General features: G+C 46.4%; 11 protein-coding genes and 1 pseudogene. 11 read left to right on the top strand and 1 reads right to left on the bottom strand.

Features of this window, described 5'->3' with window-relative positions:
• From H6G03_RS37555 to H6G03_RS14515, 9 genes and pseudogenes are all read left to right on the top strand, one after another.
• Positions 1–327, top strand: a 327-nt coding sequence (locus H6G03_RS37555) for a hypothetical protein (RefSeq protein ID WP_206756628.1), incomplete at its 5' end; no start/stop codon positions are given.
• Between the two features lie 187 nt (positions 328–514).
• The gene (locus tag H6G03_RS14550) at positions 515–2005 is read left to right on the top strand and encodes a hypothetical protein (RefSeq protein ID WP_190465086.1); all 1491 of its coding nucleotides are present in this window, start codon (positions 515–517) and stop codon (positions 2003–2005) included.
• A 983-nt stretch (positions 2006–2988) separates the two neighbouring features.
• Positions 2989–3459 carry a ribosome maturation factor RimP gene (gene rimP / locus H6G03_RS14545; protein WP_190465085.1) on the top strand — a complete coding sequence of 157 codons (471 nt, stop codon included), beginning with the start codon at positions 2989–2991 and terminating at the stop codon, positions 3457–3459.
• A gap of 72 nt (positions 3460–3531) precedes the next feature.
• Complete coding sequence (nusA, locus tag H6G03_RS14540) at positions 3532–4794, top strand: transcription termination factor NusA (RefSeq protein ID WP_190465084.1); 1263 nt, start codon at positions 3532–3534, stop codon at positions 4792–4794.
• Positions 4795–4828: 34 nt separating this feature from the next.
• Positions 4829–5071: pseudogene (locus H6G03_RS39775) on the top strand (YlxR family protein); the annotation flags it as partial.
• Positions 5072–5605: 534 nt separating this feature from the next.
• A complete protein-coding gene (gene infB / locus H6G03_RS14530; protein WP_190465082.1) occupies positions 5606–8659 on the top strand; it encodes a translation initiation factor IF-2 in 3054 nt (1017 codons plus the stop codon).
• 56 nt (positions 8660–8715) lie between these two features.
• Positions 8716–9390 (top strand): low-complexity tail membrane protein, encoded by a 675-nt coding sequence (locus tag H6G03_RS14525; protein ID WP_190465081.1) that lies wholly within the window; start codon positions 8716–8718, stop codon positions 9388–9390.
• Positions 9391–9407: 17 nt separating this feature from the next.
• Positions 9408–9614 (top strand): hypothetical protein, encoded by a 207-nt coding sequence (locus H6G03_RS14520; protein WP_190465080.1) that lies wholly within the window; start codon positions 9408–9410, stop codon positions 9612–9614.
• Between the two features lie 518 nt (positions 9615–10132).
• A complete protein-coding gene (locus H6G03_RS14515; protein ID WP_190465079.1) occupies positions 10133–11815 on the top strand; it encodes a DUF1565 domain-containing protein in 1683 nt (560 codons plus the stop codon).
• A 332-nt stretch (positions 11816–12147) separates the two neighbouring features.
• Here the strand turns inward: H6G03_RS14515 and H6G03_RS14510 are convergent, their stop codons facing one another.
• Complete coding sequence (locus H6G03_RS14510; RefSeq protein ID WP_190465078.1) at positions 12148–12459, bottom strand: DUF3493 domain-containing protein; 312 nt, start codon at positions 12457–12459, stop codon at positions 12148–12150.
• Positions 12460–12781: 322 nt separating this feature from the next.
• Between H6G03_RS14510 and H6G03_RS14505 the strand changes: the two genes are divergently transcribed.
• Positions 12782–14605 carry an ABC transporter ATP-binding protein gene (locus H6G03_RS14505; RefSeq protein WP_190465077.1) on the top strand — a complete coding sequence of 608 codons (1824 nt, stop codon included), beginning with the start codon at positions 12782–12784 and terminating at the stop codon, positions 14603–14605.
• A 108-nt stretch (positions 14606–14713) separates the two neighbouring features.
• Complete coding sequence (locus tag H6G03_RS14500) at positions 14714–15841, top strand: CNNM domain-containing protein (protein WP_190465076.1); 1128 nt, start codon at positions 14714–14716, stop codon at positions 15839–15841.
• Positions 15842–15859 lie beyond the last annotated feature (18 nt).

Below are 15859 nucleotides of genomic sequence, written 5' to 3'. Positions count from 1 at the left end.
AATTGTGCCGATGCACGATATGCCTACGGCACGCTGTGCGAAGGCACTCCTGCAAGTGCCTTAACAAAAGTTCATACAGTGTCGATTACTTTTGTCCGACTACTTACCCATGCCGTACCAACCGCGTCCTGCTTTACCGGAACCAAAAGGCAGACCCCTACCGGAAAATGCACGGATTTAAGCATAAACAGGGCAATGTTTCTTGAGGTAATCCCCAGTATTTGCGTTTTCTCTGCAAAGTCCCCCATTTGGCGCGGCTTTAAAGATCGCCGTACCAAATTACGCATTAAAATCGTAGGTTTAAGCACTCAAGATCTACTAAATTAAGTTATTCTGTAATTTGCAGCCACTTTATCTCCTCGATCGCTCACAGGAGGGATGTCAAAGATTAAACTTTTGTTTGTACAACGGCATTCGATCGCCTAGCCTTTAGAGGCAAACTACTTAGCTTAGCCTTCGTATGTACAATTTTAAAAATAGTTTCTTTTACTTAAAAAAAATTTACATATAAACTATGTCTTCACTGCCAAAACTAGGTAAAAATAAATTTTCATCTCGCCGCAATCTTTGGTTTGAAAGATTGATGGCTATACTAGCATCCCTCAACTTAGGCTTGGTGCTATTCGATATGAGCTATGTACCTTGGCGGAATTTCTGGCTGCAAGGTAATCTCCAATTTCTTGACTTTGTTATAAAAATACCTCTTCCTCCTATAACTCACTGGTATGACCCAGTTAAGGGTATTCAACCCCATCGCGAAACACAAAAGTATCTAGAGACAGTAAATGCACTGGAAGAACAAGTGGCGCAACAAGGCTTGCAGTCACCAGAAACCGAAAAATTGCTGGCCGATATGCGCCGTCTCAGCAACGAAATGATTGATAGCGACCCGTTTAGAGTAGCTAATAAAAGCGGCACACTGGAAAAGATTAAAAATAGAATGCGCGATCGCATCGGTCTAGATTCTGCCCGCCAGTCTTTCAAAACATTTTGGAGCCAAGATTATTTATTAAAAAATGGGTGGAAAAAAGAAATTACTTTTTTTAATAACAAGATTCGTCCTTCGATCGAAACAAATTATTTTCGTCCGATCGCTGAAAGCGGCGAATTCGTAGATAAATTCTGGATTCTAGATATACCATTTGCAATTATATTCGGTTTGGAGTTTTTAGGACGTACCTGGTCGATCGGTCGCCGTCACTTTGGAGTCAGTTGGCGAGATGCCATGTTGTGGCGTTGGTATGACATCTTCCTCCTAATTCCATTCTGGCGATGGCTGCGAATTATTCCGGTGACTCTTCGCCTCCACCAAGCTGAGTTAATAGATCTCGACCGCATACAAGCACAATTTAGTCAAGGGTTTGTAGCCACTTTCGCAGAAGAAATAACTGAAGTTGTAGTAGTCCGAGTGATTAAGCAAGTTCAAAGCTCGATCGAAAAAGGCGAAATAACGCGCTGGCTATTGCAACCAGAAAAACGTACTTATATAGATATCAATAATGTGAACGAGGTGGAAGCGATCGCTGATATAATGATCAAACTGATCGTCTACCGAGTTTTGCCAAAAATTCAGCCCGATTTGGAAGCAATACTGCGTCACAATATAGAAAGCGTACTCAAAAATTTACCAGCCTACAAGAATATTCAAAATATACCTCTATTAGCCAACATACCCAATCAGCTTACGGAAAGATTAGTTACGGAAATCTCTCAAGGAGCATACGAAGCTATTAAGGCTGCCCTTGAAGATGCCGAAGGAGCCAAACTATCTGCCCAACTTGTGCAACACTTCGGTGAAGCGATCGCCCAAGAAGTGCAAAGCCAACAAACTGTAGATAAAATTCAAAGCTTAGTCTTAGATATGCTGGAAGAAATCAAAATTAATTATGTCGAGCGGTTATCTCAAGAGGATGTGGAACAAGTTATGGAAGAAACCAGGAAAATCCGCCAGTTGACTCAAACGCAAGACGGACAAATTTATCCATACAAAAAACATTCAATATAGTCTAAATTACTTAGATAGAGATTTGCACAAATGAAGAAAGCTTAAGCAGAATTTATACTGCTTACAAAGGTAAAAAAAGTGAAACTTCTCAAGGATTTCAATCATTTAGATTTACGAACCAAAGCAGGAAAAATACCACTTAGCTATAATAGATAAAAAGATCGGAACAACGATCGACTCGCTTGGTAGGAGGCTTAAGCAAACAAGAGCGGTTAACCTCAAGGGTTCTAAAAATTCCTGGTATTAAGTTCGAGCGCAGCAACACTATAGTAGAATAAGACTGGTACACCAAAAGATAAATTATCTGGAGGCACGACCGAGCGGAGCAATTTTCTGATAGGTAATTGCTATTACTTCAGAGCGTTACGTAGGCAAAAGCTTCTACGACTCGCTCTCGGACTCCAGCGCACCTGGACGTTATCTGGTCTTAAGGCGATATAGCGAAGGAATCCGCTTCTATAACTAAGCTTATCGAAAATTTGGGTTTAAAAACCCGTCCTTCTAGGACGGCTTTGTACAGCCTTGTATTAAGATAGTCTTAGGTCGCTGAGCGCTAACACTTCGGAGGAAACAGGTTAAACGTCCTACTCCGTAAGTTAGAAATGCCTTTCCGTGACTGGAATCAAAAATAGAACCACACGGTAAGGACAAAGAGCTAAAGACAAAGAAGAAAATTTGCATAGGGTAGGGCATACCCGAATTTACGCTTGGGGAGTAACCTTTAAGTGGACTAGGTAAAACTAGATTCAGGTTAGACATGAGTGTGTAAGTCCAACGCTAACTTGTTTGGTAGAGGCAGTATTCAGCCCAAGAATCCCCGTAGCTTTAAGTCGGGGAGTGTCAAATGTGCAGTGCGTTCAAGCGTCAGAAACTCGAAGCTCCTGTTAGGTCAGAGAATTTTACCTAACTTGTGAGAGCCGAGTAGTTCATATCCTTTCAGAGGAAGTGGGTATTTGTCCCACTTTTTTTATTGGAGTTATCCTATGACTCATCCCCTTGTACCGCAAATAATTGACTTGGCCGTACCCGTTGCCGAAGCCATCGGGTTAGAGGTTGTCGGAGCGGTATTCCAAACCAACCAATACCCACCGATTCTGCGTGTGGACATTCGCAATCCTCAGCAAGATACAAGCTTGGATGATTGCGAACGTATGAGTCGAGCATTGGAAGCAACCTTAGATGCCACAGATATTATTCCCGATGCCTACATCCTAGAGATTTCCAGTCCCGGCATTTCTCGGCAGCTGACCACAGATAGAGAGTTTGTTTCATTTAAGGGATTTACGGTGCTAGTCAGCACATCGGAGCCTTACGAGGGCAAGAGCGAGTGGCGAGGACAACTGATTAAGCGGGACGATACAGCAGTTTACCTCAACCAAAAAGGTCGAGCGATCGCAATTCCCCGTACCTCGGTCTCGCGAGTGCAACTAGACGAACAAAAAATTAAAAATTAAAAATCCAAAAACTATTCCCGTTTGGATTTTTAATTTTTAATTTTCAATTTCTCATCACAGGAGGTTTCGCCCATGACAATGGTTAATTTACCCGGACTTAAAGAGCTGATCGACAGCATCAGCCGGGAACGCAATTTACCCCGACACGCTGTTCAAGCAGCCCTCAGAGAAGCTTTATTGAAAGGCTATGAGCGTTATCGGCGTACCCAAAATATCAATAAGCATTTTGACGAAGACTACTTCGAGAATTTAGAAGTAGAACTAAACGTCGAAGAGGAAGGCTTTCGGGTTCTCGCTACCAAAACAATTGTGGAAGAAGTAAACAGCAGCGACCACGAAATTGCCCTCTCAGACGTTCAGCCAGTCGTGGAAGAAGCCCAGCTGGGGGACACCGTAGTTTTAGACGTAACGCCAGATCAAGGCGAGTTCGGTCGCATGGCGGCAATCCAAACCAAGCAAGTGCTTTCTCAAAAACTGCGCGACCAGCAGCGCAAAATGATTCAAGAGGAATTTCAAGACTTAGAAGGCAACGTTATGCAGGCGCGGGTGCTGCGCTTTGAGCGGCAATCAGCGATCCTGGCTGTTAGCAGTGGCTTTAATCAGCCAGAAGTAGAAGCCGAATTGCCCAAGCGAGAACAGCTACCTAACGACAACTATCGCGCCAACGCCACCTTTAAGGTTTATCTTAAAAAAGTGCGGGAAGGCCCGCAGCGCGGGCCACAGCTACTGGTTTCCAGAGCAGCTGCCGGTTTGGTAGTCGAACTTTTCAGCACTGAAGTCCCAGAAATAGAAGATGAAGTAGTCCGCATCGTTGCAGTAGCACGGGAAGCCAACCCACCCTCCCGTTCTCTTGGCCCGCGTACTAAAATAGCTGTCGATACTTTAGAGCGAGATGTAGATCCCGTAGGTGCTTGTATTGGGGCGCGGGGCTCCCGCATTCAAGTAGTCGTAAACGAATTGCGGGGAGAAAAAATCGACGTCATCAGATGGTCGCCAGACCCCGCCACATATATTGCTAATGCCCTCAGTCCAGCTAGAGTAGAAGAAGTGCGACTGGTAAATCCAGAAGCTCGTCAAGCTCATGTTTTGGTCACTGAAGATCAGCTGAGTCTAGCGATCGGCAAAGAAGGGCAAAATGTGCGTCTGGCCGCCCGCCTCACCGGATGGAAAATAGACATCAAAGACGCAGCGAAGTACGATGCCGCAGCTGAAGACCGAAAAATAGCAGAAGCTATCGCTCAGGCAGAAGAATTAGAGCGCGAGCGAGAGGAAGACGACACCATCGAAAAATACAATTTGGATGAAGTCGAAGAAGATGTTGACTTAGATGAATAAACTCTCTTGGATGCTTTGACGAGGAAGATAGAGTGTGGAACCCAATTATCGACGTTGTATCAGTTGTCGTCGGGTAGCGCCCAAACAAGCTTTCTGGCGCATTGTCAGAGTCTATCCATCCAGGCAGGTAGAATTAGATCGGGGGGAAGGTCGATCGGCCTATCTTTGTCCGACTCAGAGTTGCTTGCAAGCAGCTCAGAAAAAAAATCGTCTGGGGAACGCGCTCAAAACAGCAGTGCCCCCAGAAATATACCAAGCCTTGTGGCAACATTTATCTAACCACCAGGCGTCAATCAACTCAAAACCTCGCGAGCGGATCGCATCGGATTCCGAACCGGATGCAGGCCAGAATTGCACTCGCTGCCACTCTGGCTTCCATCGGGGCACGGCAAACCCTAACAGCGCCGAACAGCAAGGTGAGTGCCAAAATAGTAAATAGGTGCTTGTTAAAGTAGCCAAGGATAAATTTGCAAACAAAACCGTCCACAGTTGCTGAAAAATTTGTGCCAGATTACAACTAACAACATTGGCAATGCGGATCGTACCGGGCTCCGGTAACACACGATCTGCTTCATGGAGTAGATATCGGCCAGACCGAATCAATTACCCCATGAGTTCTCCCGCCAACACATCAAAAGTTGCAATTCATAAATTCTTCGGCGAAAGCCAAGCGGCGAAACTGCATCTGTTTTCCTTGATTGCTTTCCAACCAGTTGCAACTCCCACAAAGGAGGCAGCATACCAATGATGTAGATATCTTAGAACAGTAGGTCATCAGAGACCGCTGGTATGAGTCAAGGGGAAAGCGTGGATGAACAACGGCAAAGTCAGAATTTACGATTTATCACGGGAACTTAATTTGGACAATAAGGATATTCTTGCAATTTGCGATCAGCTGCGGATTCCAGTCAAAAGTCACAGCAGCACTATTACCGACGAGTCCGCAGAACGCATTCGCACAGTTGCGGAGAAATATGCAGCCCAGCATACATCTCCCAGCAAATCGGCTCCATCTCACAATAAGACACACTCACAATCACCGCCATCGGGCCCAAAGCCCAATGCCCCAAAAAAACAGCAGATTTTGGGAATTCGCCAACATCAGGAGCGTCCTGCTGTTAACCCTCCGAAACAATTGGGAGCGCCCGTTGCTATCCCGCCCCAACCGCCAGTAAGTCAGCCAACGTCTTTATCTATGAAGCCGTCGGCACCTACTCGACCAGTACGCCCCAGCCAAAATCAGGAAGTTGTAGCGAACGACAAAGGCACACCCTTAAAGGTTCAGCAAATACAGCAAGTTCAGCAAGTTCCCCCTTCTCGTCCCGCACCAGAACAACCTAAGCTTACCGAACCTCCATCGAGACCAGTCGCCTCGCCACCCAACCGTCAGGCTAACCAAAACCAAACAGACCAACCTGTTAAGAAAAAGCCTAAGCCAGCCGCAACTGGGCAGCAGCCTGTCGAGAAAAAGGTAGAGGGAAGGGAAGATAAGCGGGAAGATAAAAGACAAGAGAAAAGAGAAGAGAGAAAGCAATCACTTCAGGAGTCGAAGCCTAACCGCACAACTGCACCACCAGCGCCACCCTTACCAGAACTACAGCGGCCCAAACCGGTGGTCAAACCGAATCCACCTAGCCGCCCCATCCGTCCTGCCGCATCTGAAGAAGCAGATCTCAGAGGAGATACAGCCGCAGAAGGTGAGGAAATAGAAGAAACGACAGCTTTGTCAGAGCAGGAACTGAAGCGACCGCAACCTCCCAGACCACCTAAAAAAGCGAAAAACTGGGAAGAGGAAGAAGAAGATTTGCCCAGCAAAGCGGCCAAAGTTAAAGGAGCTGGGAAACGCAGCAAGCAGGCACTTTTTGATGAGGATGAGGTTGATTTCGATGAAAGCGACCTCGAAGTTTTGCCTCCCACAATTCAAGTCAGTCTTTCAGTCGCTCGCCCGCCGAAGCCAAAAGCACCTCGATCGGCACCAGCAACCGCAGCAGCCCAAGCCGCTACAAAGCGTCAAAAGGAAGCTCCTTCCCGCGATGGTAACGCTGCTAAAGCAGCTCGCAACCGAGGTCGAGAAGAGTCCGCAGTCGATCGTCCTCAGAAGCTAGTTTTAATCGGTAGCATGACCGTGCAAGAGCTCGCGCAAGCTCTGGGAGTACCGGACACGGAAATTGTCAAGCGGCTGTTCTTTAAAGGTATGGCCGTTACCATTACTCAAAGCCTTGATGTCCCCACGGTGACTATGCTGGCCAACGATCTGGGTGTGGACGTGGAAACCGCCCAGAAGGAAGCTGAAGCGAGCAAAGGTAGCGAGATGATTGATGTGGAAGATCTGGATCATCTTCAGCGTCGTCCGCCTGTCGTCACAATCATGGGTCACGTAGACCACGGTAAAACTACTCTGTTGGATGCTATCCGCGAAAGCAAGGTGGCTCAGGGGGAAGCAGGCGGTATTACCCAGCATATCGGTGCTTATCATGTAGACGTACAGCACGATGGCAACACTCAGCAGGTAGTATTTCTGGATACGCCCGGTCACGAAGCATTTACCGCTATGCGAGCGCGTGGGGCAAGAGTTACAGATATCGCCGTACTGGTAGTAGCCGCAGATGATGGTGTCCAACCTCAGACGATCGAAGCGATCAGCCACGCTAAAGCCGCAGAAGTACCCATTGTCGTAGCAATTAACAAAATCGACAAACCAGACGCACAACCCGATCGCGTCAAGCAAGAACTGACGGAATTCGCTTTGGTACCAGAAGAATGGGGCGGCGAGACGATTATGGTTAGCGTCAGCGCAATGCAAAAACAAAACCTGGATTCCCTCCTGGAAATGATTCTCCTGGTAGCAGAAGTTGACGAACATCTCGTGGCCAACCCGAATCGCTCGGCCAAAGGAACGGTAATTGAAGCCAATTTGGATAAGTCAAGAGGCCCGGTTGCTACTTTGTTAGTGCAAAACGGTACTCTGCGAGTGGGTGATATCCTCGTAGCCGGTTCTGCCTTCGGTAAGGTGCGGGCGATGATCGACGATCGAGGCAATCGCGTGGAAGCCGCAAGTCCATCGTTTGCGGTGGAAGTATTGGGACTGAGCGAAGTTCCCGCCGCAGGCGATGAGTTCGACGTGTTCCAAGATGAAAAGAAAGCGCGTGCGCTTGCTCAAGAACGTGCCGAACAACAGCGACAATCTCGCCTGATGCGCGGAGTTACCCTCACAACCCTCTCGGCGAAAGCTCAAGAAGGCGAACTCAAGGAACTCAACCTCATCCTCAAAGCAGATGTTCAAGGTTCGGCAGAAGCAATTGTCGGCTCTCTGCAACAGCTGCCCCAGAATCAGGTGCAAATCCGTATCCTGCTAGCTGCCCCTGGCGAAATCACTCAAACAGACGTAGACTTGGCAGCAGCCAGCAACGCCGTCATCGTTGGTTTCAATACCACCTTGGCCAGCGGAGCCCGTCAAGCAGCCGACCAAGCGGGTGTAGATGTGCGCGAATACAACATCATCTACAAACTCCTGGAAGACATTCAAGGAGCGATGGAAGGCTTGCTGGAACCAGAATTGGTAGAAGAAGCTTTGGGCGAAGCGGAAGTACGTGCTGTCTTCCCAGTCGGTCGAGGGGCTGTCGCCGGTTGTTACATCATATCCGGCAAGGCGGTTCGCAACTGTAAAGTGCGCGTGCGCCGAGGCGGTCAGGTGATTTATGAAGGTACTCTCGATTCCCTCAAACGGATGAAAGAAGATGCCAAAGAAGTCAACGCCGGCTTTGAATGCGGTATCGGCATCGATAAGTTCAACGATTGGTCTGTGGGCGACCGAATTGAAGCGTTCAAGATGGTCACCAAGCGCCGTACTCTCACTCCTAGTTAATCAATTTTGGATTTTGGATTTAATCCAAAATCCAAAATCTCAAATCTCAAATCCCTATGCGTTCATTCTGGTCAGAACCTTTTTTGTGGATTCACCTTGCTGGATTGGCGGCTCTTCCCATATTGCTGGTGCTTTGCTGGCTGGGATTGGCAGTCGGAGATCCAATTCTCCCTGTTTGGCTGGAGCTGTTATTAATAGTAGTGGTGGGAATTGCTCCTGTTTTGTGGATGCAGTTATTCCGCCACTTTAATATATTCAGCATTTTAATTCTCGCCCTGAAGCCAGAGAAGCTAACTCAAGAGCAACGAAAAATCTTGAGTTTGTTTAAAAAGCCCTTGCAGCGAGTCTTGGCAATAGCAGCACCGATTCTTTTAGTTGCCATTCTATGGCAACTTTACCGTGCTGCTCCCATTGCAGCCCCCTTTGCGCCTTTTCCGCCAGAATGGCGTTTCGCTGGGTTGTTACTGGCAGCAGCAGCATTTCTTTTGTGCAATTTGTTCTTGCAGGTACCCATTAGCGTTCTGGCAGTCCTTATGACCAGCGAATCGGCATTTGCGGCTACAGAACCCTATCCTTTAGAAAAGATTCGCCAAGACTTTACAATTCCTGGTTGGCAAGTAAATCAAATTTTGCCATTCATTAATGTTCAGGAAAAACAGTCGTCCTCAGCTTCAGCGCCCATAATAGAAGATGCGGGTTCTAAACCCTCAAATTCCTCAAACTCAATTTAGATGTTCTTGGGGTGCCTATGGCCACTTATCCTGCTTCATCCTCTAGGGAATTTCTCGAAGATAGCCAAATCTGGGCTAATCTCAAAATGGCGATCGCTTCTAGCTCCGGCTTTCAAAGCTGGCAAATGGAACGCCAGCAAGTAGACGATCGCTACCAGGATACCAGTCTGGATTATCGAGTACAGCGTTATTTGCGCGAAACTCTTGAAACTTTAGCGTACTGATTCGGTTGCTTTTTTGTCTAACCGATCGGTAAGTTTTCTGCAAGTTCACTCACTTAAGCGAGTGGGCAATTTATCTATATATTTAAGCGATCGCAGAGGGATCTGCGATTTAATTGTATATTTGCCAAATATAAAGATTTTTGTCAACGCGATCGCTCCTTGGATCTTGTAGTTTGGTTTAAGGACGGCAAACTCTCATCTGGTAGTTTGGCTTGCGTACAAGCAAGTCTAACTTCACACTTTTGGGAATGCGGTCGCATATTCCTGATTGCAGTGCTTTGCGTTCATTTCCGATCGCCTTAAAACGGCACGATTTTAGCTATAGCTACTTGCCTAAATTGCACCATTTATGATAAGTGAAGTTTCAGCTTCTGTTCGCTAACCGTGCAAGCTGGACACATATTCCAAGCGGAACTTGGCAAGTGAGGAACTTGTCCTCAGATGTGGCTCAACTTTGAAACTGACAGCTATTTCAACGATCGGCAACGAACATCGTATTATCGCTAAAACTACAGGAAATGAATACACAATCATCTTCCGATCTCGATCGAGTCCATAAAGCCAAACGCATCCCATCTGCTCTAACCCTTGGACTAGCAGCTTTGCTACTTTCTGCTTATGATAGCCCAATATCTCAATCGGCTTGGGCTAGTATAAAACCAGCACCTGTACAAATAGCTCAAACACCAATTACTGGTAATATTATTTACGTCAACCCAAAAATGGGTAATGACAGCACTGGCGCTGGAAACACCGAAGTAACCGCTTATAAAACGATTACTTTCGCTCTCAAACAAGCGCAACCAGGCACTACTATTCAGCTAGCACCTGGTTCCTACACAGCTGACAGCGGCGAAGTTTTTCCACTGACTATCAAACGTGGCGTTATTCTACGCGGTGACGAATCCAACAAAGGTCAGGGCATAGTTATTATCGGTGGTGGTCAGTACATCAGCCCGACATTTTCGCGTCAAGACGTTACCATAATTGCCGAACCAGATAGTCAAATTAGAGGTTTGACGATTACCAATCCCAATAAACGCGGTACAGGAGTATGGGTAGAATCGACCAATCCCACGATCGGCAACAATACCTTCAGCGATAGTAAAAGAGAAGGCGTTTTTGTCACCGGTAACGGTACACCCAAGATTGAAAATAATTTGTTTACTCGCAACGACGGTAACGGTATCTCTGTCGCTAAGTCCGCCGCAGGTGAAATTCGCGGTAATCTATTTGTAAGTACCGGCTTTGGGATTGCGATCGGCGGTACAGCATCGCCTTTAGTTACAGAAAATCGCATTCTCCAAAATACCGACGGAATTTATATCAACGATTCAGCCCGCCCGGTGCTGCGTAACAATCTGATTCAGAGCAATACACGAGATGGTGTAGTTGTCACCATCAACGCTCAACCGGATTTGGGAACTGCAAGTAACCCCGGCAATAATATTATCCGCAACAACGGTAAACTCGACCTCCACAACGCCACCGCCAGCAACACTATAGTTGCTGTCGGTAACAATATTAATCGCAGCCGCATTTCCGGTCGCGTCGATTTTGTTGCCGCTGAAGTAAAGCCACCAGCAGGGGGCGGTTCTTCTACTTTTGCAGATATCGAAGGTCACTGGGCTAAACCTTATATTGAAGCCCTTGCTGCCAAAGGTATCATTGCTGGATTTGCCGATGGTACTTTTCGCCCCCGCGAAGCAGTTAACCGTGCCCAGTTTGCCGTCATTGTCAACAAAGCCTTTTCCCCTGCACCTACTCGCCCCAGTATGAACTTTACTGATGTGGCCAGAAATTTTTGGGGCTTTGAAGCTATTCAAGCTGCTTACCGGGGTGGTTTTCTGTCTGGATATGAAGGTCGCGTCTTTAGACCTCAACAAGAAATTACCAGAGTTCAAGCGCTCGTTTCTCTTGCCAGCGGTCTAAAACTGCCTCCAGGAGATACAAACTTGCTTTCTCTGTTCAAAGATGCTGCCCAAATTCCTAATTACGCCGGCCCAGCAGTCGCAGCAGCAACCCAACAGAAGCTAGTTGTCAACTATCCTCAACAGAATTTATTAAATCCCAATCAAGTTGCAACTCGTGCAGATGTTGCAGCTTTTGTTTACCAAGCTCTCGTCAATTCCGGACGGGCGGAAGCGATTCCTTCCCCTTACATCATTGGAGGTACGCCAGAGGCGAATCGGTTACCGTAAAGAATTTTCGACTTTTTCAAGCAAGCTCAAAATGTTAAAAGCCAGTTTTCCTGATTAGGAAGACTGGCTTTTAACATGACTTTAAAATTTTGTCAATATTTTTTTATGTTTAGGGCCTTTAGGTTTGCTGACCCCATTTGAATGTCATTTGAGAGTTTTATGTTCAGGGTCTATATATTGGCTGACCCCGTTTCAACTACTTTTATAATCGCATCCGTTTTTGGAAAACATAAATTTCCTAATATTTTCTTTATATTCTTTGCTAATTGTCTGAAAAGTTTAAGTAAAGTAAAGTTATATGTACTTTACGTTACGATGCTCCTGTAGCCGGACTAGCTTTTCTTTGTCTTCGATTTGCGGGCCTTTCGCCCGTCTAAGCGAAATAGCCAAATCATTAAGGCCACCACGCCCACTTGCAGGGCAAAATTAGGTAAGGCAGAGTCAACTTCCCGACCGGCGGCTAATTGAGCTAAGAAAATCACAGCACCGATAAAGCCAGAAGCCCCAAAAGCTACATAGATAAATTTCCGCAAACCTCGGTAGGGTGCAGCAGCTTCAGCTTTGAGTTGTGCGTATAACTCAGGATTTATGGATTCAAGTTTTTTGGGCTTTGAAGTGCGATCGCTGGGAGTGGAGTCTGCCATAAACTTCTATTTGGATAAAAATAGCTCTGCGTTACCATACATCCTCTCTTGTCACAGGGGCAACGTCCAGAGGTCAGACTTTACTCCCTTCCCGCTCAAAGAATATGTATGCTTTGGGGAGAGTGGGGGAGAAAAGAACAACAGGTAACTTGCGATCGATCGTCTTACGGCGGGAAGGGAGTAAATTTACTTCATACAACTGCAAGGCGCTCTAAATAAACCTTTTGGTAGACACGGCATCTTGTACTACATATATAATACAAATACCCCAGCAAAACATTACCACAAGATCTGGGATTGGTCGTTATTCCAAACCCACTGCATGGCAACATTTCGAGATATTGTCAAATATTATCGGCCTTACCGAGCGATCGCACTTTTGAGTATTGCAGCAGCCAGTCTCTTTGAAATCGTAGACCTAGCAGTTCCCTATACCATTGGGCAAATTTTAAACGTCCTGTCAGGACAACCCCTGGATGCACTACTGCAAAAAGCGATCGATGCAGCATCCGCACTCACTGGGATGCCTGCCAACAAGCTTTTATCCTTGGCAGTGCTGCTGAGCGTCATCTTTTTAGTCACCGTTGTCAGAGCGCCCATACAACCTTGGATAAGTTCCTGGTTTCATTGGGATATTGCCCTGCGTTCTCGACGCGATTATTCCGGTAAAGCGATCGAAAAAGTTCTGACGTTACCCCTGGAATTTTATGACGAAAACAATCCCGGACGCATTGCCGGAAAAGTAGCTAGAGGCATTGCCAACCACACCTGGAGTTATCCAGAAATAGCAGGGCAACTAATTCCCAAACTTGGCAGAGTACTAGGAATTTTTGTAATTATCTGGCTGATAGAATGGCGCATAGCTATTTTATTTTTGATTTCTTTTGTATTTATCCTCACCTTCAGTATCAAAGACTTGAAGACTATTATCAAAATTGAAGAGCGGTTGGATAAATACGCAGAAAATACAGAAAGCCGAAACTCCGAAATAATTACGAACATCAAAACAGTTAAAGCATTCGCTACCGAAAAGCAAGAACTAAAACGACAACGAGAACGTCTGGAACGCGAATTCAAAGTAGTTGACTACCGCGTTCACAAAGGTTACGTCAAGCTAAACACTTGGCAAAGGACTGTGATTCAGTTCTGCGTTTTCACAGTACTGGGTTTGACTCTTGCCGCTACGGTTGGAGGGAAAATTTCATTAGGACATTTTGTCACGACTTTAACTGTTTCCAGTATGGCTTACGCCGAGTTGGAACCTATCAGTAACCTGGCGGAGGTTTTTGCCCGTCGCTATGCGTCTATGTTACGGTTTCACGAATTTATGCAGCAGCCGTCTGGCGCAGACTCAAAGGGAGTTTTGCAATCGCAAATCCTGTCAACCAGCACAACACCTTATAAGTTTACAGGCAAAGTGGAATTTTGCCAGGTAAGCTTTGGGTACGATCCCAGCCGTCAAGTTTTACAAGATATCAATCTACTCATAGAACCTTGTCAAACTGTAGCCTTAGTTGGGCGATCGGGATCGGGTAAATCAACCTTAGTGAAACTGCTGTTTCGCTATTTTGAAGCGAATCGAGGGCGAATTCTCATTGATGGGGAAGACATTCGCAGCTTGGATGTTACAGCATATCGGCACAGATTGGCGATCGTACATCAAGAAGTGGATATCTTCAACGGCACCTTACTGGATAACCTCAGATATGGTAATCTCAATGCCTCTTTGGAGCAAGTGCAAGCAGCTTGTCGCATTGCCAGACTAGATGAAGTTATCCAGCAAATGCCCCAAGGTTACCATACGCTCGTCGGAGAGCGGGGAGTGCGCTTATCTGGCGGACAGCGACAGCGACTCGGAATTGCTAGGGCGCTTTTAGTCGATCCGGACATTCTGATTTTCGATGAAGCGACATCTAGCTTAGACTACGAATCAGAGCGATCGATTCAGCTGGCAATGCGTAGTATTTTGGGTACTCGTACTGCGATCGTCATCGCTCACCGACTCAGCACTGTTCGCGAAGCAGACAAAATCGTCGTTTTGGATCGAGGACAGATAGTCGAAGTTGGTAACCACGCAGAACTTTTACGCCAAGAAGGTATTTACCGACGTCTGCATTTACTGCAAGAAACGGGAGAGCTGCTTTAAAGTAAAAAGTAAAAGGAAAAAGGCGATTGAGAAATATTTTCCTTTTGTCTTTTCCTTTCTTTCTCAGGTTTCGGTCTGGGAAAGGCTTTTTGCCTTTTAAAACATCTTGTGATTTCTTTACCCGTTCAAACTTACATTCTGGCTACCTCTGCAACTGGCCCTCTGTTGGGAAATATTTGGCTCGACATTGCAGTATTGGCATTAATGCTTTTGCTTTCGGCATTCTTCTCAGGTTCCGAAACGGCGATTACAGGACTCGATAACTTTAAACTCAGGGCTCTAATTAAAGAACACGGCGATCCGAAGCGGATTTTTACCCTGGTATTGGAGAAACGCGCCCGGTTTATTACGACCCTTTTGGTGGGTAACAACCTGGTGAATAACTTTTCTGCCATACTCACCAGTAACCTATTTGTCTTGTGGTTGGGCAATGCGGGATTGGGTGTTGCTACTGCCGTTGTCACATTTCTGGTGCTGATTTTTGGTGAAGTTACGCCTAAATCTTTGGCCATTACCCATGTCATGCCTTTTTTCAGGCTAGCAGTTCGCCCGGTTTACTGGCTGTCGATCGGTCTATCACCGATAATTTATGTCTTTGAAAACATTGCTCAGAGCGTAATTCGTTTGTTTGAAGGCCCAACTGTTCAGCAGGGAGAATCTTTAAGAGACCTCCAGTTGATGATCGAGGTTTTGGGTGGTAAAGGCCACTTGGACTTGGATAAACGCCAGTTGCTCAACAAAGCTTTGATGCTGGATAGCCTCAGCGCTCGCCATCTCGTCAAACCTCGAATTGAGATGCGGACAATTTCCCATGTAGCGACTCTTGAGGATTTGGTCAATTTGTGTTTGGAAACAGGATATTCTCGCATCCCCGTGCAAGAGGAATCGAAGGATGAGATTGTCGGAATTATTCATCTGAAGCGAGCGCTTCAGCACTTAAATCTTAGCCAAAAAGAAGGTCGCAGCCTATCCCCCGTTACCGCCGCAATGGACTCGCCCCTATACGTCCCCGAAACAAAGCGAGTTCCCAATCTGCTTAAAGAGATGCTTCAGATGCGCCTGCATATGGCCATTGTGGTAGATGAGTACGGTGGAACTGTGGGATTGATTACTCTGGAAGATATTTTGGAAGAGCTGGTAGGGGAAATTTATGATGAGAGCGATTTCCCGGCGCGGTCTAATTCCGTTAAAAACTCCCCTGTGCAGCGCGATCGCGCTCGTGCTGGCGGTGGATAAACACCCTGCAAGACACCT

It is taken from the genome of Aerosakkonema funiforme FACHB-1375 (genome assembly GCF_014696265.1).
GTDB lineage: Bacteria > Cyanobacteriota > Cyanobacteriia > Cyanobacteriales > Aerosakkonemataceae > Aerosakkonema > Aerosakkonema funiforme_A.
This window is presented reverse-complemented; position numbering and strand designations above follow the sequence as displayed.